Annotated in this window: 15 protein-coding genes; 9 read left to right on the top strand and 6 right to left on the bottom strand. The window is 68.9% G+C overall.

Features of this window, described 5'->3' with window-relative positions:
* Nucleotides 1-24 precede the first annotated feature (24 nt).
* The 6 genes from OOK34_RS27355 to OOK34_RS27330 all read right to left on the bottom strand — a co-directional run bounded on the left by OOK34_RS27355 (nt 25) and on the right by OOK34_RS27330 (nt 7,946).
* Nucleotides 25-960: a cupin domain-containing protein gene (locus tag OOK34_RS27355; RefSeq protein WP_267036519.1), complete on the bottom strand. Its 936-nt coding sequence runs from the start codon at nt 958-960 to the stop codon at nt 25-27.
* Nucleotides 957-2,702, bottom strand: coding sequence for an AMP-binding protein (locus tag OOK34_RS27350; RefSeq protein WP_267036518.1), 1,746 nt, complete (start codon nt 2,700-2,702; stop codon nt 957-959). The genes OOK34_RS27355 and OOK34_RS27350 overlap by 4 nt, the downstream gene beginning before the upstream one ends.
* On the bottom strand, nt 2,689-4,101 hold the full coding sequence (locus OOK34_RS27345; RefSeq protein WP_267036517.1) for a class I adenylate-forming enzyme family protein: 1,413 nt from the start codon (nt 4,099-4,101) through the stop codon (nt 2,689-2,691). The genes OOK34_RS27350 and OOK34_RS27345 overlap by 14 nt, the downstream gene beginning before the upstream one ends.
* A gap of 6 nt (nt 4,102-4,107) precedes the next feature.
* Nucleotides 4,108-4,356, bottom strand: a complete 249-nt coding sequence (locus tag OOK34_RS27340; protein ID WP_267036516.1) for an acyl carrier protein — start codon at nt 4,354-4,356, stop codon at nt 4,108-4,110.
* Nucleotides 4,357-4,434: 78 nt separating this feature from the next.
* Complete coding sequence (locus OOK34_RS27335) at nt 4,435-5,763, bottom strand: condensation domain-containing protein (protein ID WP_267036515.1); 1,329 nt, start codon at nt 5,761-5,763, stop codon at nt 4,435-4,437.
* Entirely contained in the window at nt 5,751-7,946 is a 2,196-nt protein-coding gene (locus OOK34_RS27330) for a peptidase domain-containing ABC transporter (protein WP_267036514.1), read from the bottom strand. The genes OOK34_RS27335 and OOK34_RS27330 overlap by 13 nt, the downstream gene beginning before the upstream one ends.
* Nucleotides 7,947-8,969: 1,023 nt before the next feature.
* Here OOK34_RS27330 and OOK34_RS27325 point away from each other — a divergent pair.
* The 9 genes from OOK34_RS27325 (at nt 8,970) to OOK34_RS27285 (ending at nt 21,589) form a co-directional block, all read left to right on the top strand.
* The gene (locus tag OOK34_RS27325; protein WP_267036927.1) at nt 8,970-12,002 is read left to right on the top strand and encodes a glycine--tRNA ligase; all 3,033 of its coding nucleotides are present in this window, start codon (nt 8,970-8,972) and stop codon (nt 12,000-12,002) included.
* A 314-nt stretch (nt 12,003-12,316) separates the two neighbouring features.
* A complete protein-coding gene (locus OOK34_RS27320) occupies nt 12,317-15,298 on the top strand; it encodes a BTAD domain-containing putative transcriptional regulator (protein WP_267036513.1) in 2,982 nt (993 codons plus the stop codon).
* Between the two features lie 250 nt (nt 15,299-15,548).
* On the top strand, nt 15,549-15,899 hold the full coding sequence (locus tag OOK34_RS27315) for a hypothetical protein (RefSeq protein WP_267036512.1): 351 nt from the start codon (nt 15,549-15,551) through the stop codon (nt 15,897-15,899).
* 226 nt (nt 15,900-16,125) lie between these two features.
* Nucleotides 16,126-17,307: a radical SAM protein gene (locus OOK34_RS27310; protein WP_267036511.1), complete on the top strand. Its 1,182-nt coding sequence runs from the start codon at nt 16,126-16,128 to the stop codon at nt 17,305-17,307.
* A 26-nt stretch (nt 17,308-17,333) separates the two neighbouring features.
* Nucleotides 17,334-18,164: a radical SAM protein gene (locus tag OOK34_RS27305; RefSeq protein ID WP_267036510.1), complete on the top strand. Its 831-nt coding sequence runs from the start codon at nt 17,334-17,336 to the stop codon at nt 18,162-18,164.
* A 7-nt stretch (nt 18,165-18,171) separates the two neighbouring features.
* Entirely contained in the window at nt 18,172-18,981 is an 810-nt protein-coding gene (locus OOK34_RS27300) for an aldo/keto reductase family protein (RefSeq protein WP_267036509.1), read from the top strand.
* The gene (locus OOK34_RS27295; RefSeq protein WP_267036508.1) at nt 18,968-19,651 is read left to right on the top strand and encodes a phytanoyl-CoA dioxygenase family protein; all 684 of its coding nucleotides are present in this window, start codon (nt 18,968-18,970) and stop codon (nt 19,649-19,651) included. The genes OOK34_RS27300 and OOK34_RS27295 overlap by 14 nt, the downstream gene beginning before the upstream one ends.
* Nucleotides 19,648-20,334, top strand: coding sequence for a phytanoyl-CoA dioxygenase family protein (locus tag OOK34_RS27290; RefSeq protein ID WP_267036507.1), 687 nt, complete (start codon nt 19,648-19,650; stop codon nt 20,332-20,334). Before OOK34_RS27295 ends, OOK34_RS27290 begins: the two co-directional genes overlap by 4 nt.
* Before the next feature lie 61 nt (nt 20,335-20,395).
* Entirely contained in the window at nt 20,396-21,589 is a 1,194-nt protein-coding gene (locus OOK34_RS27285; RefSeq protein WP_267036506.1) for a cytochrome P450, read from the top strand.
* Nucleotides 21,590-21,680 lie beyond the last annotated feature (91 nt).

Here is a 21,680-nt window from a genome sequence, read left to right as displayed (position 1 = left end):
CCTCCGCCGTCGGGACGCGCGGAATCACCGCGGATCGGCGTACCCGGCGGCCAGGTCACCGAGCGAGACCGGTGCACCGGGATCGGGCAGGGCGGCAAGCCTGGTCCGCCTCGCGTGGTCCACCAGGTCCTGAGGGGTCAGACCGGCCAGTGCCTTGCTCACGTGCTCGAGCATGGCGGTGGCGGCGGCAAGGACGGCTTCGTCGTCCAACGGGCGCGCTTCGACGTTCATCGCCTTGCCCGTGAGCTTCTGGAGGCTGCGGAACAGATCGCCCTTGTGGACCTCACGGATCGTCAGCGACAGGTGCACGGACAGGCCGCCGCTCCCGACTGCCTCATGGGCGAAGGCGCGTGGGATGTACAGGACGTCCCCGGCGTGCACGGTGGCGCGCAGTACCTCCGCCGGCTTCTCCCCTTCCGCACTCCCCTCGCGCCATTCACCGTTCGCCGGTCCCTCGTAGACACGCCAGTCCTTGCTGCCAGCCAGTTGGAGAACGAGCACATCGGCGTCGTCGCGATGCAGTGGAGCTCCCTGGGCGCCGGACGGGGTGACGAAGCAGAACGCCTCCACCGGCCGCTGGAGTTCGGCCGACAGACGGGCCAGCAGATCGCGGGTGGGGCGGTGCCACTGGTCGACCCGGTGCATGAGCAGGGTCGCGCCCTGCTCGATCAGCCCCCGTATCTTCTTCTGGTCGGCGAACCCCGGATGGGAGACGCCTCGGACCGAACGTGCCGAGAAGTAGGTGTCGGCGGGCAGGGGACCCTCGGCGCTGGTCATCTCCAGGTAGGGCTCGTGCAGGAAGCCGCTGGCGAGGGCGTCGTCCACGTCGGCCGGCGTGAAGGGACTGACGAGGGAGCCGTCGGGAGTGAAGACACCGGGACGGCGGCGCCAGTGGTAGGCGGCGAAGGCCACTGGGTCGCCGACCCACCGGGACAGTGTCGTGGAGTGCGCAATGGTCATGTCGTGCGTTCCTCTCTGTGCTCGGACGATGTGCGCCGGGGCACGTGGGGCCTGAGAACGGGCAGGTCGCCCCGCTCGAAGCGCCGTTTCGTCTCGGAGATCCGCACCTTGCCGCTGGTCGTCACAGGAAGGCCGCCGGCGGGCAGCAGGGCGACCTCGGAGACGTACAGGTCGAGGACCTGGGCGAGCCGGCGCCGCACCTGGGCGGCCACCTGCGCGGGGGACGGTGCGCCGGAGCCGCCGGTCACTTCCGACACCAGGCACAGGAGTTCACCGGCCGCCTCGCCCTCGACGGTGAAGGCGGCGCACCGCCCCGGTCTGAGGCCCGGTACGGCGGCACAGGCCGCGGCGATGTCCGCCGCGTGGAAGTTGCGGCCGCGGTGCACGAGTACGTCGTCCGTCCGTCCGAGGACGAACAGCTGGCCGCCGTCGAGGAACCCGAGGTCCCTGGTGGGGTGCCAGTGGGATCGCCGGACCGGCTTGCGCCAGTAGCCGCTGAAGAGTTGCGGGCCCCGGATGTAAATCTCTCCCACGCGGTGCGGGTCCTGGCGGCCGTCGCCGATGCGAACCCGGGTTCCCGGCAGCGGGACGCCCGAGGAGAGCAGGGTGGTGGAGGGGGTTCCCCGCGCGGCGCGGACCGCGCGGCCCGCACGCAGTGCTTCGGTGCTGACGGCGAGGCGGAGCGGCGGGAGTTCGGGGGTGGTGGCGGCGACCGTGAGGGTCGCCTCCGCCATCCCGTACGAGGGACACAGGACCTCGGCCCGGAACCCCGCTGCCGCGAACCGGGCGGCGAACCGCTCGGCGGTGGCGGGGCGGACCACCTCACCCGCGCTGCGCGCGACCCGCCATGCACGCAGGTCCAGGGTGGCCATCTCGTCGTCGGTGGTCTTGCGCGCGCACAGGTCGTACGCGAAGTCGGGAGCGCTGGACAGTGTGCCGCGGCAGACGGTGAGAGCGGAGAGCCATTCCGCCGGACGGCGGGCGAAGCGCTCGGTCGGCAGGAGCACGGACTCGTATCCGCTGAACAGCGGCCTGAAGATTCCGGTGATCAGACCCATGTCGTGGCTGAGCGGCACCCATGTCACGGCGACGTCGGCCGGGCTCTCGCGGTAGCAGACGGCCGCCTGGCGGCAACTCGACCGCAGGGCGCGGTGATCGATGACGACGCCCTTGGGAGAGCCGGTCGATCCGGAGGTGTACTGGAGAAAGGCGGGTGTTCGCGGGCTCACCCGTGCGTCGGGCCCGCCGCCGCGCTCCGGCAGGGCGGCGGCGACCGCCGGCAGCTCTTCCCAGGTGCGGATCGGGACCCGCGTGGCGGAGTCCTCCAGCGCGGAGCGCACCGTGTCCCGCCACGCTTCCGTGGTGATCACGAGAGCCGGGCAGCAGTCCCGAACGATGGCGCGCACTCGCTGCTCGAACGCCTCCGCGCGCATCGTTCGCGGGCCCGGGGCGGGAACCGCGACGAGTCCGGTGCCGATCACGGCGAGCAGGACGGCGGCGAACGTCTCGTCGTTCGGCAGCACCAGAACCACCCGGTGTCCGGGTTCGGCGTCCAGGCCCCGCAGCGCGCGGGCGACGGTGTCCACCAGCCGGTCCAGTTCCCCGAAGGTCGTACGGCCCCGGATCTCGCCTTCGTCCCAGTTGGTCAGGGCGATGGCGTCCGGCCGGTGCCGGGCGTGGTGCCGGAGCCATCCGGTGGCTGTGGCGGAGTCGTGGGCTGGTCCTCCGCTACCGGGAACCATGGGGAGCGCTCCGGGCCAGGACGCCGAGATCGGCCCGCCTCAGCTTGCCGCTGGGCGTACGGGGCAGGGAGCCCGAAACCGCGAGCACGACGCGCGGGGAGGGCAGGTCCAGTTGTTCCGCCGTGGCCTCGATGGCGGGCACCGGGTCCTGGAAGTCGGCACCGTGACCGTGTTCCACGAAGCACACCGGAACGTCGCCGGCGCCGTCGAGGGCGGCGGCGTCGGTGACTCCGGGCAGCAACCGGATGTCGTGCTCGAGCCGCGCCATCCGGATCTCCCGCGGGGTCTCGGCCCGGCCGAGGACGAACAGATATCCCTCGTCGTCGAGATGGCCCACGTCCCCGGTCTTCAGCACGCCGGTGTCGGACGGAGCCCGGTCGGCCGCCCGCGGCAGGATGTCTATGTCCCCGGTCTCGCCCGCGGGCACGGGCCGGCCCTCCCGCGAGATCTCGACCCGGATCCCCGGCAGGGGCCGTCCGACCGATCCGGGCCTGGCCAGCCACTCCGCCGTCGTGATCTCGGTGATGACACCGTGGGACGTGCCGTAGTACTCGTGCAGGACCGGCCCGAACAGGTCGATGGCCGCGCGCTTGACCCCGGGTGGGCAGGCGGCTCCGCCGTGGAAGACGACCTGGAAGGGGTGGCGCGGTGCCGCACCGGCCTCGACGAGGTCGGTCAGGCGGTCGGGGCTGAGCATGACGCTGTCCGCACGGTGACGGTCCGCCAGTTCCGTGAAGGCGTCGCAGGACCAGGTTCGCTGGACGACGACCGTGCTGCCCGCCTGCAGCGCGTACAGGGCGGGGCCGAGAGTGCCCAAGTGGTAGGTGGGGTTGGCCATCAGATGCGGGCCCCGGCCGGCTCCGGCGCCGTAGCGTTCGACGACCGCGACCCCGCGGTACGGCCTGCGTGGACGTGTCCGCGCCACGGCCTGCGGCAGTCCGGTGGTGCCGGAGGTGGCGAACACGAGGCGGCCCGCGGCCGGCGGCGTCGCAGGCGTGCCGGGGCCGTCCGCCCGGGCCGTCAGCTGCGTGCCCGTCACGACCGGGCAGGGCAGGGCGGGGCCGTCGGCCCAGGGCTGCGCACTGATGTGCGCGGCGGTGGACACCGAGGCGAGCAGGGACGGTCCCATGGGAATCCCGAGCAGCTCACGGTCGATGGGAAAGAGTCCGAAGCCGTGTCGCAGCGCGGCCAGGGCCAGGGCGAAGAAGGCCGGTCCGGTGGGGATGTCGGTCGACACGACCGCGCCGTCCGGGATCCCGTGGGCGCGCAGCCCCCGGGCCAGGGCGTCCGCGCGACCGGTGAGATCGCCGTAGGTGCTCTGCTCGCCGTCGGCGATCACGGCCACGCGGTCGGGGTGGGTCCGCGCGGTGGCCCAGGGGTCCCAGAGATAAGGCTTCATGATTCCTCAGTGCTTGGCTGTCGGCGAGGCGGGAGAGGGCTGCGCGAGCGCGGCGGCGAGTGCCGCGAAGTCGGGGAGGCTGACGACCAGTTCGACATCGACCTCGACACCCAGGCTCTCCTCCAGACGGAGGCTCAGTTCGACCGCGGTGATGGAGTCGCCTCCGAGGGCGAAGAAATCGTCCTCGGGCACGGCCGGCCTGCCGAACACCTCGCTCACGGCGCTCAGTACCTCGTCAATCGGCGTGTCGGACATGGTGCCTTCTCTGCTGGGGGGCGTGGGACGGAATCGGGTACGGCGGGGAGGCGGACGGCCCTCACGGCTCTTGCCCGGTCATCCGGCGGGGACGGTGGCCGCCAGACCGGCGAGCATGTCCTCCAGGACCGACCGTGCCAGCGGGCGGTCGGCTCGGTGCCCGTCGTAGCGGAGGTCGATGCACAGGCGGTCGCGGAACTCGGTGCACCGGAGGTGAAGTGCGAAGGTGTCACGAAAGGTGATCCGGTGCAGCGGGTAGGCGTCAGCCGTGATCCGCAGACCGCCGATGTCGTCCGCGACCGCGGAGTTCCCTTCGAACCGGCGCAGGTTGACGTAGATGTCGCGGCTGACGCGTGCGCCGCCGGTCTCCTCCGCCTCCCGGGTCAGCGCGGTGAGGTCCTCGGCGTCGAGCCTCTGGTGCCGGAGCCCGTTGAGCAGTTGATCACGCACCTGTGTCCGCACGGAGAAGGCGCCGGCGCCGGCGTCGCGCAGGGTCAGTGGGCAGGAGCCGGCGAACATGCCCACCACGTCCATGTCCCGGGACGCACGCGAGTCCATCGAGGTCCACAGTCCCACTTCGGACATGCCGGTTCGAGCGGCCAGTGCGGTGACGAACAGCCCGACCGCCGACTGCAGGACGGTGAAGCGGAACTCGGCGCACAGACCACGCAGCACCGTGACCGTCGCGGCCGGCAGTTCCGCGCTCACCATGCCTCCTTCCGCAGGGTCGGCCCCGGCGGGGCCGGTACGGGGCCAGGAGACGCGGGTCATGAAGGCCAGGCGTTCTCGCCAGTTCGCCTGCGCCTGCTCGCGTAGCCGCTCGCTCGTCCGCTCCCGCTGCCGGACCGCCGCGTCGGCGAACGAGGGGGCCGGGTCCGGCGGGGACCCGCCGTCGCGCAGGGTCTGGTAGTCGCGCCAGACCTCATGCCCGAAGAGGTGATGGGCCCGGCCGTCGAAGACGAGGTTCTGGAAGGTGGCCAGCAGCGCGTGGTGGTTCTCGTCGTAGCGCAGCAGCCTGATGACGAACGGCCGTTGTGTGCCGTACGACCACGGGGTGACGCAGTCGCGGGACAGCAGGGCCGAAGCGTAGTGGGAGAACTGTGCGGGCGAGGCGGCCTTCACCTTCACCCGTCGGACGACTTCCTCCTCGGCCTCGATGCCCCGGGTCCACTGCAGGGGGTGCGGGCCCGGCACCGGATCCATCTGGAGCTGCAGGGCGTCGTGCCGGACCACGAAGGCGCGTACGGCCGCAGCGAGGGCGTCCGTATCGAGGCCGCCCAGGATCTCGAACGCGAGCTGAGTGTTCTTGTGGGACCAGCCGCTGGAGAGGGTCTTGGTGTGGAACCACTCCTGCTCGTAGGTCAGGGGGAACGGGGTACCAGCCTGTGGGGCAGTCAGGCCAGGCACAGGTACTCCGTTCCGCTCTCCTTGAGGACGGCGGGGGAACCCGCCTCGACGATGCGCCCGTCACGCATGACGACGACCTGGTCCGCCTCGTCCATCACGGTCAGGCGGTGGGCTATGACGACGACGGTGATTCCCGCGTCCAGCAGCCCCCGCATGATGGATTCCTCGAGAGCCGGGTCGAGGGCGCTGGTCGCCTCGTCCAGGATGACCAGTTCGGGCTTCTTCGCCAGCGCCCGGGCCAGCACGATCCGCTGGCGTTGTCCGCCCGACAGACCGTGGCCGCCGGGGGCGACGAGGGTGTTGTACCCCATGGGCATGGCTTCGATCTCCTCGTGGATGTGCGCCAGCCCGACCGCCGTGATCAGATCCGACTTGCTGATGTCGTCGCCGCCGAAGAGGATGTTGTCCCGGATGGTGCCTCCGAAGAGGTGCGCGTTCTGGTTGACGTAGCCGATGCGCCGCCGGTAAGTGGGCCGGTCGAGTTCGGCCAGGTCGGTGCCGTCGACGGTCAGGGTCCCGCCGGTGGGTGTGTACAGTCCGGCCAGCAGCATGCCGAGGGTGGACTTCCCGGAGCCCGAACGGCCGATGATGGCCATGAACTGCCCTGGTTCGAGTTCGAAACTGACGCCGTCGAGGGTGGGCCGCGGAGCTCCCGGATAGCGGAAGCCGACCGCTTCGGCCTTGATCCGGCCAGGCCTGGCCACGCCGGTCTCGGCGAAGGCGCCCCGCGGTTCGGGGGCCGCTCGCAGGACGTCGTCGAGTTTGGCGACGGTGGGCCGGACCGCGGCCAGCTGGGAGCCGGCGTCGAAGAGGCCTTCCAGCGGGATGAACAGGGCAATCGTCAGTGTCATGAAGCCCATGGCCTCGCCGAGCGAGTAGCGGTGGCTCAGGACCAGCCAGATCCCGGCGACCAGCACGATCAGGGGCGCGGCGAACTGCAGCGTGCGGCTGAGGGACGCGAACAGGGCGAGGTTGCGGCGGGCGCTCAGACGCTTGTTGACCTCATGGACCAAGGTGTGCGACCAGCGCTCCACCGCCCGGCCGTCCATGCCGGCGGCCTTGAGCGTGGTGATGCTCTCCAGCATCTCCACCAGTTCCTCCTGGGCCTTGGTCTGGCGTTCGAGGACTTCTTGGCTCAGTCCGGTCTGCCGGCGCCAGGTCAGCACGAGGATGGCGGTGTGCACGACGACCAGCACGGTGACGAGAAGCGACAGGAGCGGGTTCGCGACGGCAATGGCGATCAGATAGACGACGATGAGCAGGCTGTCGAAGACGGCCGAGACCGCGGTGAGGCTCAGGACCTGGACGAGCACGTTGCTGGTGCGGACCCGTAGCGCGAGATCACCGGAGTTGCGCACGGTGAAGAAGTCGTAGGGCAGGTCCGCCATGTGCCCGACGATGCCCAGGGTGAGCCGTTTCTCGATGACGGCCTGGCGCCTGGTGACCAGAAACGATCGCGCCACGGACAAGGAGAAGTAGAGGACGACCAGACCGGCCAGGATGGCGCAGGCCGTCCACGCTCCGCCGGTGGACCGGTTGCCGAGGACGCGTTCGACCAGGAATCCGGCGGTGAGCGGCAGGGCGAGTTCGAAGGCCATGAGTCCGGCGGAGGAGGCGAGGATCAGTGCTAGTTCCCGGCCGTGCGGCAGAAACTGCCGCAAGCGGTGCCAGGGGCCGAGGAGTTCACTGCCGCGTCGGCGCCGGCCGGAGTCGGCTTCGAGCGGCTGCTCGAACTCCAGGGCCACGCCCGTGAAGGACTCGGCGACCGTTGCCATGGTGAGCCTACGGCGTCCATGGACAGGGTCGATGACATCCACATGATCTTTGCCGGCTCCCTCCAGGACGACGAAGTGGTTGAAGTTCCAGAACAGGATCGAACCGGGGGACAGCCGGGCCAGGGCTTCCGTGCCGGCGCGTACGCCGCGGCCCTTGACGCCGTATTCGCGGGCGATCTCCAGGAGGGTGCGGGCCGATGCGCCATTGCGTCCGGAACCCGCACGCGCGCGGATCTCGTCGAGGGACACGTCCACGCCGTGGTGGCGCAGCACGGTCACGAGAGCGGCGGGACCGCAGTCGCTGACCTGGGTTTGGAAGCAGACCTGCAGTCGCGCTCCGCGTGTGCGCCGCCTGAACCGCTCGCGGACCGCCGTCATCCGCTCGGCTGCTCCCTTGGGCCGGGTCACGGCAGGAGCGTGACCGAAGACCGGTCCAAGGCCATCGCTCCTGCGATGGTGTTCGAGCGCCTCGGCGTTGAAACGCGAATCGCCAGGCATAAGTCCCCTCCCGTTGTGAGTCACTGGCCTGTCCGCCCGCGACAAGACGTCCGGACGTGAGCCGTCGGCCCGTCCGCCGAAGAAGCGCAGGCCCCTTCGGCAGACGGACCGCGGACTTCAGATCGTCAGATGACGCAGGTGGGGGAAATCCCGAACTGGCCGCCGACGATGTCGTCCAGCTCCTCTTCCGACAGGTCGGAAATGTCGATGTCCTCGAAGTTTTCCATGACTTCTCTCTTTCGCAGGGGCTTCTTCGCATCCGTGGATCGGATTCTGTAACCAGAGAACGGTGTCGAGCCACACCAAGAAATCACCGAAAAGCGATGCCCGGATGAAATCCACTACAGGCACCGAACCACCTGACGAGAGGAAGCACAGGGGATGTAATACATTCACTTCACGTCCGGATGACCGAACGCCTGAACCATAGAGAGCATCATCCGATCGGTCAAGCCTCGATTCACCGCCCGCATTATGCTCAATCCACACCGCCTACGAATTCCCGCCCGCCGACACCGCGAACTGAATAGGAATGGGCAAGAAGGGAAGAGTTTCGCATAAACGTCCGCACTCATGGTCGCATGAAAATCGACTGGTAGAACGGCGACCCGGAAAGACTAGTGGATTCCCTAGATTTTCGATTTCCCGCCCCGTTCGGCCGCCGGGCACGCGCACCTCCGGCCGCGGGACGCGGCCGAGGACGACGAGGCCGTGGCGACGGCCGCCGACAGGTCTCGGCCACTCGGGGGAACGCCGGCCGGCCCGCTCGAACAGTCACAATTGGCCGGGATGTGGGGCCCGTTGGCTCCCCGGCGATGCCGAGCGGAAACGCCCTGATGGGTAGACTCCCCCAGGCCATGATCTCCTGAGCCTCAGCCGGGAGATGCTCTGAGTATGTGCCGTACCCGTGGAGGAATGATCTCGGTGTTGACGATGCAAGAAGCACTGCTGGTGTTGAACAAGTACTGGACCGAACACGGGTGTTTGGTCGTTCAGCCCATGAACACCGAGGTGGGTGCGGGCACGCTCAACCCCGCTACGTTCCTGCGGGTCCAGGGACCGGAGCCGTGGCGTGTCGCATACGTGGAACCGAGCGTCCGGCCCGACGACTCACGTTACGGCGAGAACCCGAATCGGCTGCAGACCCACACGCAGTACCAGGTCATCCTCAAGCCTGAGCCCGGAAACGCGCAGGAGCTTTTCCTGGGCAGTCTGCAGGCCCTGGGCATCGATACGGCCGCACATGACATTCGCTTCGTCGAGGACAACTGGGCGTCCCCGGCGCTGGGCGCCTGGGGGCTCGGCTGGGAAGTATGGCTCGATGGTCTGGAGATCACCCAGTTCACATACTTTCAGCAGGCAGGCGGCATCACCCTCGACCCGGTGTCCGTCGAGATCACCTACGGCCTGGAACGCATCCTGATGGCGCTTCAGGGCGTCAATCACTTCAAGGACCTCAAGTACGCGCCGGGTGTCACCTACGGCGAGGCGTTCGGCCAGGCCGAGTACGAGATGAGCCGCTACTACCTCGACGAGGCCGACCTGGAGACCCAGCGGAGCCTTTTCGAGGCCTACGCGGGCGAGGCACGCCGCATGCTCGACGCGCGTCTTCCCGTCCCCGCGTACTCCTTCGTCCTCAAGTGCTCGCACGCGTTCAACGTGCTCGACGCGCGGGGCGCCATCTCCACCACGGAGCGGGCACGTTCCTTCGCCCGGATGCGCGGGTTGGCCCACGAGGTCGCCGAGTTGTGGGTCGCGCGGCGCGAGGAACTCGGTTTCCCCCTGGGCCGCGTGTCGAGCAGCGACTCCGCCCCGGCCGAGGCCGCAGTGAGCGAGGCTCCGGACCGGGCGGCGGCCGCGGAACCCGTCGGGCCCGAGCAGGGCACGGTGACCCCGCCGGCCGAACCGGGGCCGGCCACCCTCGTGGTCGAGATCGGCGTGGAGGAAATGCCGCCGGCCGAGGTCACCCGGACCTCGCAGGCGGTGCGCACCGCGTTGACGGAGAAACTGGGCGCGACCCGGCTGGGACACGGTGAGATCAGGGTCGACGCCAGCCCCCGACGCGTGGTGGCCACCGTCCTCGGCGTGGAAACCCGCGAGGCCGACTACGAACAGACCGTGCGCGGGCCCCGGGTCTCGGCGGCGTTCGACGCGGACGGAAACCCCACCAAGGCGGCCATCGGCTTCGCCAGGAGCAACGGCGCCGAACCGGCGGACCTCGGTCGCGTCACTGTCGGGGCCAACGAGCATGTCGCCCTCACCCGGCAGGTCGTCGGGCGCTCGGCCGAGGATGTCCTCTCCGCTCTCCTCTCGGAGGTCGTGACCGGCCTTCGCTCCGAGAAGAACATGCGGTGGAACGCTCCGCGGCTCTCCTTCACCCGTCCGATCCGCTGGATCATGGCTCTGCTGGGAGAGCGGGTCGTCCCTTTCACGGTGTCCAGCCTGACGTCGGGACGTACGACGCAGGTTCACCGTGACGCGGTGCCTCCCACGGCGGAGGTGCCGACGGCAGACGGGTACCTGCCCTTTCTGAAGGAGCACGGAATCCTCGCGGACGCCGCGGAGCGGCGGTGCCTCGTGGTGGACGGCGCGGCGCGACTCGCCGAGGCCGTGGGCGGACGCATCCAGACGGAGCAGTACGGCGCGCTGATCGACGAGATCACCAACCTGGTCGAGTCCCCCACCCCGATCCTCGGGAACTTCGACCCGAAGTACCTCACGCTGCCCGCGGACATCCTCGTCACCGTCATGCGCAAGCACCAGCGCTACCTTCCCGTGGTGGATGCCGACGGCAGCATGCTGCCCCACTTCGTCGCGGTGGCCAACGGAACGTGCGACCACGACATCGTCCGCCACGGCAACGAGGCGGTGCTGCGCGCCCGGTACGAGGACGCCTCCTTCTTCTGGAAGGCGGATCTGGAGACCCCGCTGAGCGAGATGAGGGAGAAGACGCACCTCCTCACGTTCGAGGAGCGTCTCGGCTCCATGGCGGACCGCGCCGACCGCATCTCGGCCATCGCCCTCCGGCTGGCGAAGGTCATCGGCCTGTCCGGCACGGCCCACGACGTCCTGGAACGGGCCGCGGCCCTGACCAAGTTCGACCTCGGCTCCCAGATGGTCACCGAACTGTCCAGCCTCACGGGCATCATGGCGCGCGAATACGCCGTGCGCGCGGGCGAGAGCCAGGCGGTGGCACAGGCCCTCTACGAGAACGAACTGCCGCGTTTCGCCGGCGACACGTTGCCCGAAACCCTGCCGGGGGCCCTGCTGGCCCTGGCGGACCGGCTCGATCTGCTGGTCGGGCTCTTCGCGATCGGGGCCGAACCCACGGGCAGCTCGGACGCGTTCGGGCTGCGCCGCTCCGCGCTGGGCGTGGTCAACATCCTCCTCAGCAAGAGCGACCTGGCCGCGATCAGGCTCGGCCAGGCGCTGGCCATCGCGGCGGAGCATCAGGCCGTCACGGTCGAGCAGAAGCATCTGGAGGACGCGGCCCAGTTCGTGCTGCGCCGCTTCGAGCAGCAGCTGATCGAGCTGGGGCACTCCACCACCGACGTCCGCGCGGTGCTGGTGCGCGGCGACTCGCCGCGGCTGGCCACGCGGACCCTGGAGGAGCTGGAAGGCCTGCAGGGTGACGACCGGTTCGCCACCGTTCTTGCGGCGTTCCAGCGGGTACGGCGCATCGTGCCGGCCGGGCTGGAGGCGGTGTACGACCCGGAGCAGCTCCATGAGCCCGCCGAGCAGGCTCTGCACGCTGCCCTGGTCAAGTGCCGGCATGTCCTCGACGAGGAGACCTCGCTCGTCCGCCTCAACGCGCAGACGGGCGAGCTGGTCGACGCGGTGAACATCTTCTTCGACAACGTCCTGGTGATGTCCGAGGACCCCGCAGTCCGGGCCAACAGGCTGGGCCTGCTCGCCGGAGTGCGCGACCTCGCGGAGGGCATCGTCGACTGGGAGTCACTGGTCTGAGAAGTCCGGCCGACCACTGACGGTTCATGAGCGGGTGCCCTTACGGGCACCCGCTCAAGTGTCGGGTCAGTGCCGTTCGCATGTCCTCCCCGGAGCGGGTCTCCCCTGCCCCGCAATCCCGGCGGCTCACGTTGTATACGCATTTTCGAGGACGAACAGCCTTGGCTGATAGGCTGATTGCTCGCCGACCGCCGTCGGCTGGCCACCAGCGCACAGGTGATCGATCCAAGCGTGAACCGCTCCCCACGGTGGGCTGGTGACCATGGTGATGACGAAGGCGTTCGGAGTGGTCGAGCAAGGAGGGCCCTGGCGAGGTGACGGAAGAACTGCTCTTCGCCGTTCTCGGGGCGGTCCGTGCATACCGGGGCGATGCGGAACTGCGCCTCGGTCCACCCCAGCTCCGGGCCATGCTGGCGGTCCTGCTCCTGCGACCGGGGCACACCGCGTCGAAGGAACAGCTGGTGGACGCGTTGTGGGGTCCCACGCCCCCCAGCAAGGCCACCACCACGATCCGCACCTACGCCTGGCAGTTGCGCAGACTCCTGGAACCGGACCGCTCCACGCCGAGCGTGCTCGTGTCGGTCGGCGACGGCTACCGCCTGGTCGTCCCCCCGTCCTCGCTCGACGTGGGGCAGGCCGAAACGCTCACTCGTGAGGCGGCGCAGGCACGTGCCTCGGGCCGGTTGGAGGAGGCGAGGGACAGGCTGGTCCGCGCACTCGACCTGTGGCAGGGAGAGACTCTGGCCGGAGTGCCCGGACCCTTCGCCATGCGGCAGCGTGACCGGCTCGAGGAATTTCGCATCGCTCTGCTGGAGGAACGTTGCGACCTCGACCTGGCCCTCGGCCGCCATCGCCAGGTCATTCCCGACCTGGCGGACCTCACGGCCATGCACCCCCTGCGCGAGCGTCCGTACGGCCTGTTGATGCGCGCGCTCTACGGGGCGGGCAGACAGGCCGACGCGCTTGCGGTGTTCAGCCGTGTCAGGAAGCTGCTGCTGGAGGAGCAGGGCATCGATCCCGGGCCTGAGCTGACCGCCGCCTACCGGCAGGTCCTGGAGAACGATCCGGCCCTCTCCATAGCGGCCGTCGAGGAACCCGCGGTGCCCGAGGAACCGAAGGCGGCCGAGCTCCTGCCCGCGGCCGCCCGGGGCCGGGAACCGCTGCCCGTTCCGGCACAGCTTCCGCCGCTGCTGCCCGACTTCGCCGGCCGCACCGACGCCGTCAGCGACATGCACACCCTGCTGACGACGCCCGGACGGCGAGCGCCGACCGTCGTGGCGATAGCCGGGATGGGCGGGATCGGGAAGACCTCACTGGCGCTGTTCACAGCCCACGGCGTACGGCACGCCTACCCGGACGGGCAGCTCTACGCCGATCTGCAAGGAGCGGACGACAACCCCGCCGACCCCGTCGGCGTCCTGACGGGGTTCCTGCTGTCGCTGGGCGTCGCCGCCGAGGCCGTACCCGACACCCTCGCAGACCGTTCCAAACTCTTCCGTTCGATGCTGGACGGCCACAGGGTGCTGATCGTCCTGGACAACGCACGTGACGCCTCGCAGGTCCTGGACCTGATGCCCGGATCGGCCGGCTGCGGAGTCATCATCACCAGCAGGTCCCGTCTGTTCGGTCTGCCGGTCACCAAACAGCTCAGCTTGGACACCTTCAGGCCCGACGAGGCCCTCTCGCTGCTCGGCGCGGTCATCGGCACCGAACGGCTCGACGCGGAACGGGAACAGGCGCTCACACTGCTCCGGCTGTGCGGACTCCTGCCGCTGGCCATCCGGATCGTGGCCACCAGGCTGGCGTCCCGGCCGCGGTGGGCCATCGCGACACTGACCGCCCGGCTCGCCAACGAGCAGCGACGCATCGAGGAACTACGCGTGGGTGACGTGTCGATCCACGCGGTCTTCGAACTCGGCTACCGGCAACTGCCGCCCGAGCAGGCCCGCGCCTTCCGGCTGCTCGCCGCCCCGGGGTCCCTGGACTTCGGTCTGCCGGTGGCCGCGGCCGCACTCGCGACGGACGAGGAGACGGCGGAGGAACTGCTGGAAGCCCTGGTGGACGCCGCCATGCTGGAGTCCCCCGAACCGGGCCGCTACCGCTATCACGACCTGCTCCGCGCCTTCGCCCAGTGCGCGGAACCGGAACACCAGGACGATACCCGGCAGGCCTTCGGCAGGCTGCTCGACTACCTGCTGGCCACCGCGTGCAACGCCTTCGCGCAGGCCGTGCCCGGAGACCCGGTGGCGAACTCCCTCGGCGCGCTGCGGTCCCAGGGGCTGCACTTCGGCGACGTCCACACGGCGCGTTCCTGGATCACCGGCGAGATCGGACTGGTGACGGCGGCCGCGCTGCACACCGTCGGCCGGCGGACGGATCCCTACGACGGCCAGTTGCGGACCGCCGTCGACCTGCTCATCGCGGTCAGCCCCTTCTGCGCCGACGTCCGGTTCGAGGGGCTGCGGTCCGCCGCGCTGGAGCTCGCGCGGGAGGCCGAGCTCAGGGGCGACCAACGGGTTCTGGGCCGGGCACAGTTGCTGTGCAGCAGCATCGCCTTGCAGGCCACCCGCCCGTCCGACACCGAGCAGCACGCGCGCCTGGCCGTCACAGCGTCGAGGAACACGAAGGACACGGTCATACTCCGGCAGGCGCTCAACAACCTCGGTGTGGCGGTCATGTTTCTGCATCGATACGACGAGGCGGTGGCGTGCTTCGACGAGGCGATCGCACTCGCCCGTGTCCTCGGCCACAGGTCCGGCGAGGCGGCGACCACCATCAACGCGGCGCTCGCCCGCGTGCGCAGCGGCCGGGCCGCCGAGGCGATACGGGCCTGCGAGACGACGCTGGTGACCTTGCGTTCCATGGGCGACCTTCCGGGGGTCGCCTACGCGTTGTACGTGCTGGCTTTGGCACTGCACGAACACGAGCGGTTCGGTGACGCCATCGCCCGCTACACCGAGTGCCTCGCGGTCTGTCGGTCCGCCGGCATCGGGGGGCGCGAGGCCCACGCCCTGTACCGGCTCGCCGAAACACTCCGCAGGACAGGGCGGTACGACGAGGCGGTGCGGTACGCCACCGAGGCCGTGGTCCGGTGCGAGCAGATCGGAGCCGTGCGGGACCACGCCTACGCGTTGATGGTCCTGGGCCGGGCCGAGGCCGATCGCGGCGGCATCGACACCGCCCGTGTCCAGCTGGGCAAGGCGCACGAACTCTTCACCGGTCTCGGCCTGCCCGATGCCAACGATATCCGCCGGATCCTCGATCATCTGCCGGGCGGCTCCGCACCGACGGACTAACCGTGACGGTACCGGTCGCCGACCCATATCGGCACATCGCGTCACGTCGCTAAAATCCCCTCGCCTGGAGCGGGAATGCCGAATAGGCGAGGCGCACGTCGAATATACCAGGGATGGACCACGTATATTCCCCGGCGTGCAAGAGTGGGCGTCAGCGGTCGCAATATGCGCCAAAAACCCGTGGAGCAATCGGTAATTCAGCTCCGGGGCAGCGCGGACCGAATGTGACCCTTTCTTAGGAGGCGTTCGAATGCCCAAACCTCGCGAACAGAAGGACAACCACCTCATCTACGCCGACGCCGTGGGGTCGCGCGGTAAGTCGGGCGTGTGGTTCGGCGAGCGCGAAGACTTCAAGGCCAAGCAGGTCGGCGTGATGGACGCCGTCAAGGAGCGGATCGAGTGGGTGCCGGTCGAGGACGCCGTCATGGCGATCAGCCTTGACCCGCCGGGCATCGTCCTCATGGCGCCCAACCCGTCGCTGCCCGGCATCATCGTCCTCGCCGACGGTGCGACGTCCGAGAACACCGAGCATCTCAAGAAGCACTACACCGAGATCGTTCAGGGTGTCCTGAGGGACGCGAATATCACGCAAGAAGACTAATCGCTCCATCCTGCTGCGGTGCCATCGGCAAGCGACGGTGGCACCGCAGCGGGCTTCTCGCTGTGCGGTTCGATCCGACGCATGGCTGGTTCCGTTTCTTTAGGAGTTCACCGTGACGAACGATGCCGATCGACTCTGGAACAAGTATTTGCTTGTCACTCAGGGGGCGGAGGGTATTGTTTTCGATCCCGTCTCCCTGGGGAGCGCGAGTCTCACCGCCGACGAGATGAAGCAGATCCGCGACAACGAGCCCCGGATTCTGGCGGAGATGAAGCAGCTGGGCTTCACTCCCGAGCCGCCGGCCGCACCTCAGCGTGATCTGATCTTCGACCGGATCAACGGGCTGGGCATGACCGGAAAGCCGCCGCGGATCAGCGGATACCGCATCGTGGTGACCGACCGCTGCAACATGACCTGCACGTACTGCTTCGTGGACACCAACACGGGCGCCGACGACATCACCATCCCCGACCTCCGCGAAGGGCTCGAGTACCTCTTCGAGCAGAACGCCGGCCAGGACGAGGTCACCATTCAGTGGTTCGGCGGTGAGCCGACCACCCGGTTCGACCTGATGCAGTACGGAGACGAGTACGCTCTCGAACTCGCCGAGAAGCACGGCGTGGGGCGTGTGCAGTTCACCGTCGTCACCAACGGTGTCCTGATCAAGGACCCCATGATCGAGCACTTCAAGAAGTTCAAGTACGGCGTGGGCGTCTCCTTCGACGGGGCTCCGGACGACAACCAGGTCGAGCGGTTCCTGCTGTCGGGCAAGCCTGCGGACAAGCGGATCCACCGGAACATCCAGCGGCTGATCGATGCCGGGGTGCACGTGGGCTGCAACCTCACCCCCACGCCGATCAATGTGAGCAACCTGCCGGACACCGTCGAGTACGTGCTGTCCCTCGGCATCAACTTCATCTACGTCAACACCCCCATTCCGATCTCCGGCCGCTGGCACGTCGACGGCGAGGCGCTGTGCCGCGCGGTGTTCCGTTCGCGGCTTCTGGCGCTGTCCCGCGGTGCCATGCTGTTCTCCTCGCTCGACCGCATCTATCAGGCCCTGGACACCCGCCTGCCGAAAATGTACGAGCACATCCAGCAGGACGGCGGCCTGAACGCGGCTCTGCTGTCCCGCGGGCGCATCTCCATCCTCGACCTGAACTGGCGCGACGACTCGTTCGTCTTCCCGATCAGTCAGCTTCGGGAGCAGCCTGAGCTGCTGGCGGGAGCCGCCAAGAACCTCCTGCCGGCGAAGCAGTGCGGAGAGTGCCCCGCCGCCGCCGTCTGCGGTGGTCCGTCCCGCAACGACGTCTCGCTCCGGAACAACCCCGAGCCCGATCCGCAGATGTGCGACTTCTTCCAGGTCGGTCTCGAACTCGCCCTCACCGACCAGACGGGATTGCAGTGACCGACAGCCTCGGAGCACTCCGAGGAGTGCTCGTCTCGACCGCCGACAACTGCGAAGTGAACTGCCGGTTCTGCTTTCGGGCCGATGTCGGACGCGACGTCCTGAGCCTCAGCACCTACGCCCGGGCACTGTCGCGGCTCCACGAACTCGGCGTGGACGAACTGTGCTTGTCCGGCGGCGAGCCGACCGACCACCCGGAGTTCCGTCAACTCGTGCGTATCGCACTCCAGTTCGGCTTCCGCACCTCGGTGGTAACCGCCGCCAGGACCGGCCCGCGACTCGATGCCATCGCCGGCGTCGCGGGCATGCTCAGTCACGTCACCGTCTCCGCCGACAGCCGTAGAGCGGACGAGATCGGCCGCACCGGCCGGACGATCTCCTCGACGCCGAAGGTCTTCGAGGCGTTGGGACACCGTCGGGCGAGCCTGCATGTCACCGCATACGAGCTGGACGAAGCCGACCTGAAGGCCATCGTCTCGGTGGTCGAGACGGCCGATGTCCCGGTGGAGGTCAGCCCGCTGCTGCCGTCGTCGACGTTCCGTTTCGAGAATCCCCACCTCAAGCGCGACCTGGCGTTGATCGACACGTTCTTCGGCATGTCGGAGCAGTTGAGGACAGTGGTGTCGGACTACCACCAGTGGCTGCGCGGCCCGGTCGTCCGGTCCTGCCAGTCCGCGCGGCTGTACCTGTCCGCGGACGGCTTCCTGCGCCGCTGCCCCTACGACAGCTCTCAGCAGGTGTCGGTCTTCGCGACACGGCAGGAGATCCGCGAAGCGCTCGAGCAGTCGTTCTGCGAACCACCGACCACCGGTCTGGCCTGCATGGCGATCTGCCGTTCGGAATCCCAGGAAGGGTGAGTTGTCCATGAACACGATGCAGGATCAGCCGTCCGTGGTGATCGGCACCATGCGCTGCTCGGGGTCCTTCAACGGCCTGATGGTGCTGGGCCGCGACGCGGACGAGGGCCGGGAGTTCGTCGAGGGCGCGATCGCTCAGGGCTTCACCACGTTCGACACCTCGCCCGTGTATGCCCGCGGGAGAGCGGAGGAGGACCTCGGCGCGCACCTTCCCCGCGACGCGTCGGTCTGGACCAAGGTCGGGATCGACACCACCACTCCCCTGCCCACCCTGGACTACAGCCTGGAAGGAATGGCCAAGTCGCTGGAGGGAAGCCTGAAGCGGCTCGGGCGCGACCACGTCGAGGTCGCCTTCGTGCACAATCCGGAGCCGAGGCGGCTGTCGGACATCGACTTCGCCGGGTTCGCGAGGCACTGCTCACAGACGGGGCAGGCGGATCTGGTGGGCGTCAGTGTGCTCCTGCCGGACGTGAGTCTGCCTCAGATCGCCGGCAGGCTGCCCGCCGGCAGCGTGCTCATGTGCGAGGCGGACCAGCTGGATCCGCAGGACACGAACGTGACGCGCCTCCTCGCCGACTACCGTCTCGTGGTCCGCAGTCTCTTCTCGGGCGGCTCTCGGCTGCGGGCGGTACCGCCCGAGCGCAGGGCGGAGGCGATCGCCGCCAGGATCTCCGAGATTCACGAGATCTACAGCCCCGAAGCCGTGGTCATCGGCCCTCGGACCAAGGAGCAGCTGGATGACTACGAGGCGGGGCCGGCCCGGCTCACGTCCGCTGCTCGGCACTCCGCACCCGGGCGGTCCCATGTCACTCGATGAGGCGGAGGTCGCGCAGCAGCTGCGGGTGTTCGGATTCGCCCACCTCCGGGGAGCCGCCGCGGACACCGTGGAGGAACTGCAGCGTGCTTTCGGCCGGCTGATCGACCTGCCGGCGGACGGTGCGCCGAACGAGAGGGTCACCAGGTTCGACGCCCTCAACGAGATGCCCGAGCTGGGGCTGATCTCCGGATCGGCGTGGGTGGGCGCGATCTGCGGGGCGTTCTTCGAACGCAACCACCAGGTCATCACCAGCGATGCCAACGCGCTCGTCGGCGACTCGTACTGGCACTCGGACGGTTTCTACACCACGCCGTTCCTGCGTTTCGCTCTGTACCTGGACACCACCGCGCACGACACGGGTGCCCTGCGCTTCCTTCCCGGTTCGCATCGAGCCGACAACGGCTGGCTCGGGGAACCGACCCAGCACGTCATCAGGCACAGGGAGGACCTCGGTCTCACCGGTGGCGACGTTCCGGCGGTGGTCGTCGAGTCCCAGCCCGGCGACGCCATCGTCTTCGACACGAACGTCCTGCACTCGGCATGGCACGGCGGCATACGACGGCAGCTGGCGTTCAACTGTGTCGGTGACCCGGTGACCGAGACCGAGCAGCGCGACACGCGCCGCTACTTCCTCAACCGCTACGTCTCCGGATCGGTGTCAATCGGATGAGACTCACCTCTTTGTCGGTGACCGACGCCGAGGTCACCCGCTTCAGGACGTTCGGATTCCTTCACCTGCGCGGCGTGCAGAACGACGTCGTGGCGGCCGTCGCCGACGCCTTCGAAGACGTCTTCGAGAACTTCCCGCAGGTCGGCCGGCAGGGGCGTGCGGGCGTCGCCCGGATCGCCGAGCGCAGCGCGGTGCTCCAGAAGGTGCTCCTGGCCGACGACCGGTGTCCTCGGGTGGCACGTAGGCTGCTGGGCACGGACGTCGTCTATGTCGGCGGCGACGGAGTCCGCTACAACGGTGCCACCTACTGGCACCGGGACGGCAACCACCGCGCTCTCCGGCTCCTCAAGATCGTCCAGTATCTGGAGCCGCTCGACGGCGACACCGGAGCGCTGCGGATCATTCCCGGCACCCACCGCAGAGGCGGGAGCTGGGACTCGTTCGCCGCGGAGATGGAGAACCCGCTGCGTCGCCTCGGGATGCGGCCCGCCGAGGTGCCGGCCTTCACCGTCGACTCCTCCCCCGGTGACCTCATCGTCTTCGATCCGCACTCCTACCATGCGTCGTTCGGCGGTGCCGACAAGCGGCGGCAGATCACCACGACGTATGCGGCCGTGCCGCAGTCGGCAGAAGCGCGACAGGAGCTGACTAGCTATCTGCTCGCCGACCGATCTCTCCTGTAACCCCCTCCCCCGGTACTACGTCAGCCTTAAGAAGCGCGTGAATTGAACGGGTTGGTTTGTGATGGACAACGTAACGGCGGAAACCACGGTGCCGCAGATCCCGACGGACCGGGAAGCGGAACCGGTCAAGTGGTTCGACGAACTGCGTGAGTCGCACGGTGTGCACTGGGACGAGATCACGAACACGTGGTACGTGACGCGATACGACGACGTGTACGAACTTCTCCCTGATCCCCGGCTCGGCGCCCAGGTGGAAACCTATTGCCCGCCCTCGCTGACGGAAGAGCAGGAGAACACCTACTGGCGGGTGACGGAGTTCATCGACCGCTGGCCCGTGTTCTCCGATCCGCCGCGGCACACCGGTATGCGGCGTCTGCTCCTGCCGCTGTTCACGCCCGCCGCCGTTCGGCAGATGGTCGCCGCGATGGCGGATTCCATCGCGGCGACCAGTTCCACGGTGACGCCTGACAGGCTGTTCGCCGATGTCGTCAGGCCGGCTCTGGCAGCCGGCCTGAGCGATCTCCTGGACGAGGAGACGGACGGCTTGGCACAGCTCGCCGACTGCGCCACCCGGATCCTGGCCGTCGGGCCGATCGAGACGTACGACCCCGACATCGGGCGGCTCGCGGAAGAGGCCATGGACGAGCTGACCGGGCTCGTCGCGCAGCGCTGCGCGGTTCCCCGGGGGGTCCTCGCCTCGGCGCTGAGCCGCGCTCTGTCCGACGGGACGTTGGATCTTCTGGACGCGACCGCGATATACGCCCAACTGGTGAGTGGCGCGCTGGAACCCACCGCGGCGGCTGTCGCACGCCTGTTGGAGGCGTTGACCGGCCCGGAGAGCGCCGCCGTCGACCTGAAGGAAGACGTCGACGGGGCCGTGGACGAGGCGCTGCGGCTTGTCACGCCCTTCCACTTGGCCACCAGGCGCGCGCTGTCCGATCTGACCCTGCACGGTCACACCGTACGGGCCGAGTCGCGCGTGGTCCTCGTACTCGTGGCAGCCAACCGCGACCCGAGGCGGTTCGCCGACCCGGGCACCTTCCGTGCGGACAGGACCGGGGCTCGCCATGTCGCCTTCGGGCGGGGCCGGCACGCGTGTCTGGCCGCCGGACTCACGCGGCAGGTCATGAGGGAGATGATGCTGCAACTCGCGTCGACAGGCCTGTTGGAGCAGCTGCCTCGGCTGACCGCGGTGTGGAAGGGGGACTTCGGGGCGCGTTTCGCCGACGACCTCGTGGTCACGCGGGACGCCTGAGGCAGGCCGCAGGGGCACGGACCGGGCCGTCGCGGTCCCTGTGCCGTGACGAGCGCCGGCAGGGCCGCGTGGACCGGCGACCGTCGCCCCT

The sequence above is a fragment of the Streptomyces sp. NBC_00091 genome, assembly GCF_026343185.1.
Lineage (GTDB): Bacteria > Actinomycetota > Actinomycetes > Streptomycetales > Streptomycetaceae > Streptomyces.
Note: the sequence above shows the minus strand (reverse complement) of the source record. Positions and strands in the feature narration are given on the sequence as shown.

Excerpts from the sequence above, each read along its gene's own strand:
- OOK34_RS27355 (WP_267036519.1), bottom strand. The coding sequence starts at position 960 with ATGACCATTGCGCACTCCACGACACTGTCCCGGTGGGTCGGCGACCCA.
- OOK34_RS27350 (WP_267036518.1), bottom strand. The coding sequence starts at position 2,702 with ATGGTTCCCGGTAGCGGAGGACCAGCCCACGACTCCGCCACAGCCACC.
- OOK34_RS27345 (WP_267036517.1), bottom strand. The coding sequence starts at position 4,101 with ATGAAGCCTTATCTCTGGGACCCCTGGGCCACCGCGCGGACCCACCCC.
- OOK34_RS27340 (WP_267036516.1), bottom strand. The coding sequence starts at position 4,356 with ATGTCCGACACGCCGATTGACGAGGTACTGAGCGCCGTGAGCGAGGTG.
- OOK34_RS27325 (WP_267036927.1), top strand. The coding sequence starts at position 8,970 with ATGCAAGAAGCACTGCTGGTGTTGAACAAGTACTGGACCGAACACGGG.
- OOK34_RS27315 (WP_267036512.1), top strand. The coding sequence starts at position 15,549 with ATGCCCAAACCTCGCGAACAGAAGGACAACCACCTCATCTACGCCGAC.
- OOK34_RS27310 (WP_267036511.1), top strand. The coding sequence starts at position 16,126 with ATGAAGCAGATCCGCGACAACGAGCCCCGGATTCTGGCGGAGATGAAG.
- OOK34_RS27300 (WP_267036509.1), top strand. The coding sequence starts at position 18,172 with ATGAACACGATGCAGGATCAGCCGTCCGTGGTGATCGGCACCATGCGC.
- OOK34_RS27295 (WP_267036508.1), top strand. The coding sequence starts at position 18,968 with ATGTCACTCGATGAGGCGGAGGTCGCGCAGCAGCTGCGGGTGTTCGGA.
- OOK34_RS27290 (WP_267036507.1), top strand. The coding sequence starts at position 19,648 with ATGAGACTCACCTCTTTGTCGGTGACCGACGCCGAGGTCACCCGCTTC.
- OOK34_RS27285 (WP_267036506.1), top strand. The coding sequence starts at position 20,396 with ATGGACAACGTAACGGCGGAAACCACGGTGCCGCAGATCCCGACGGAC.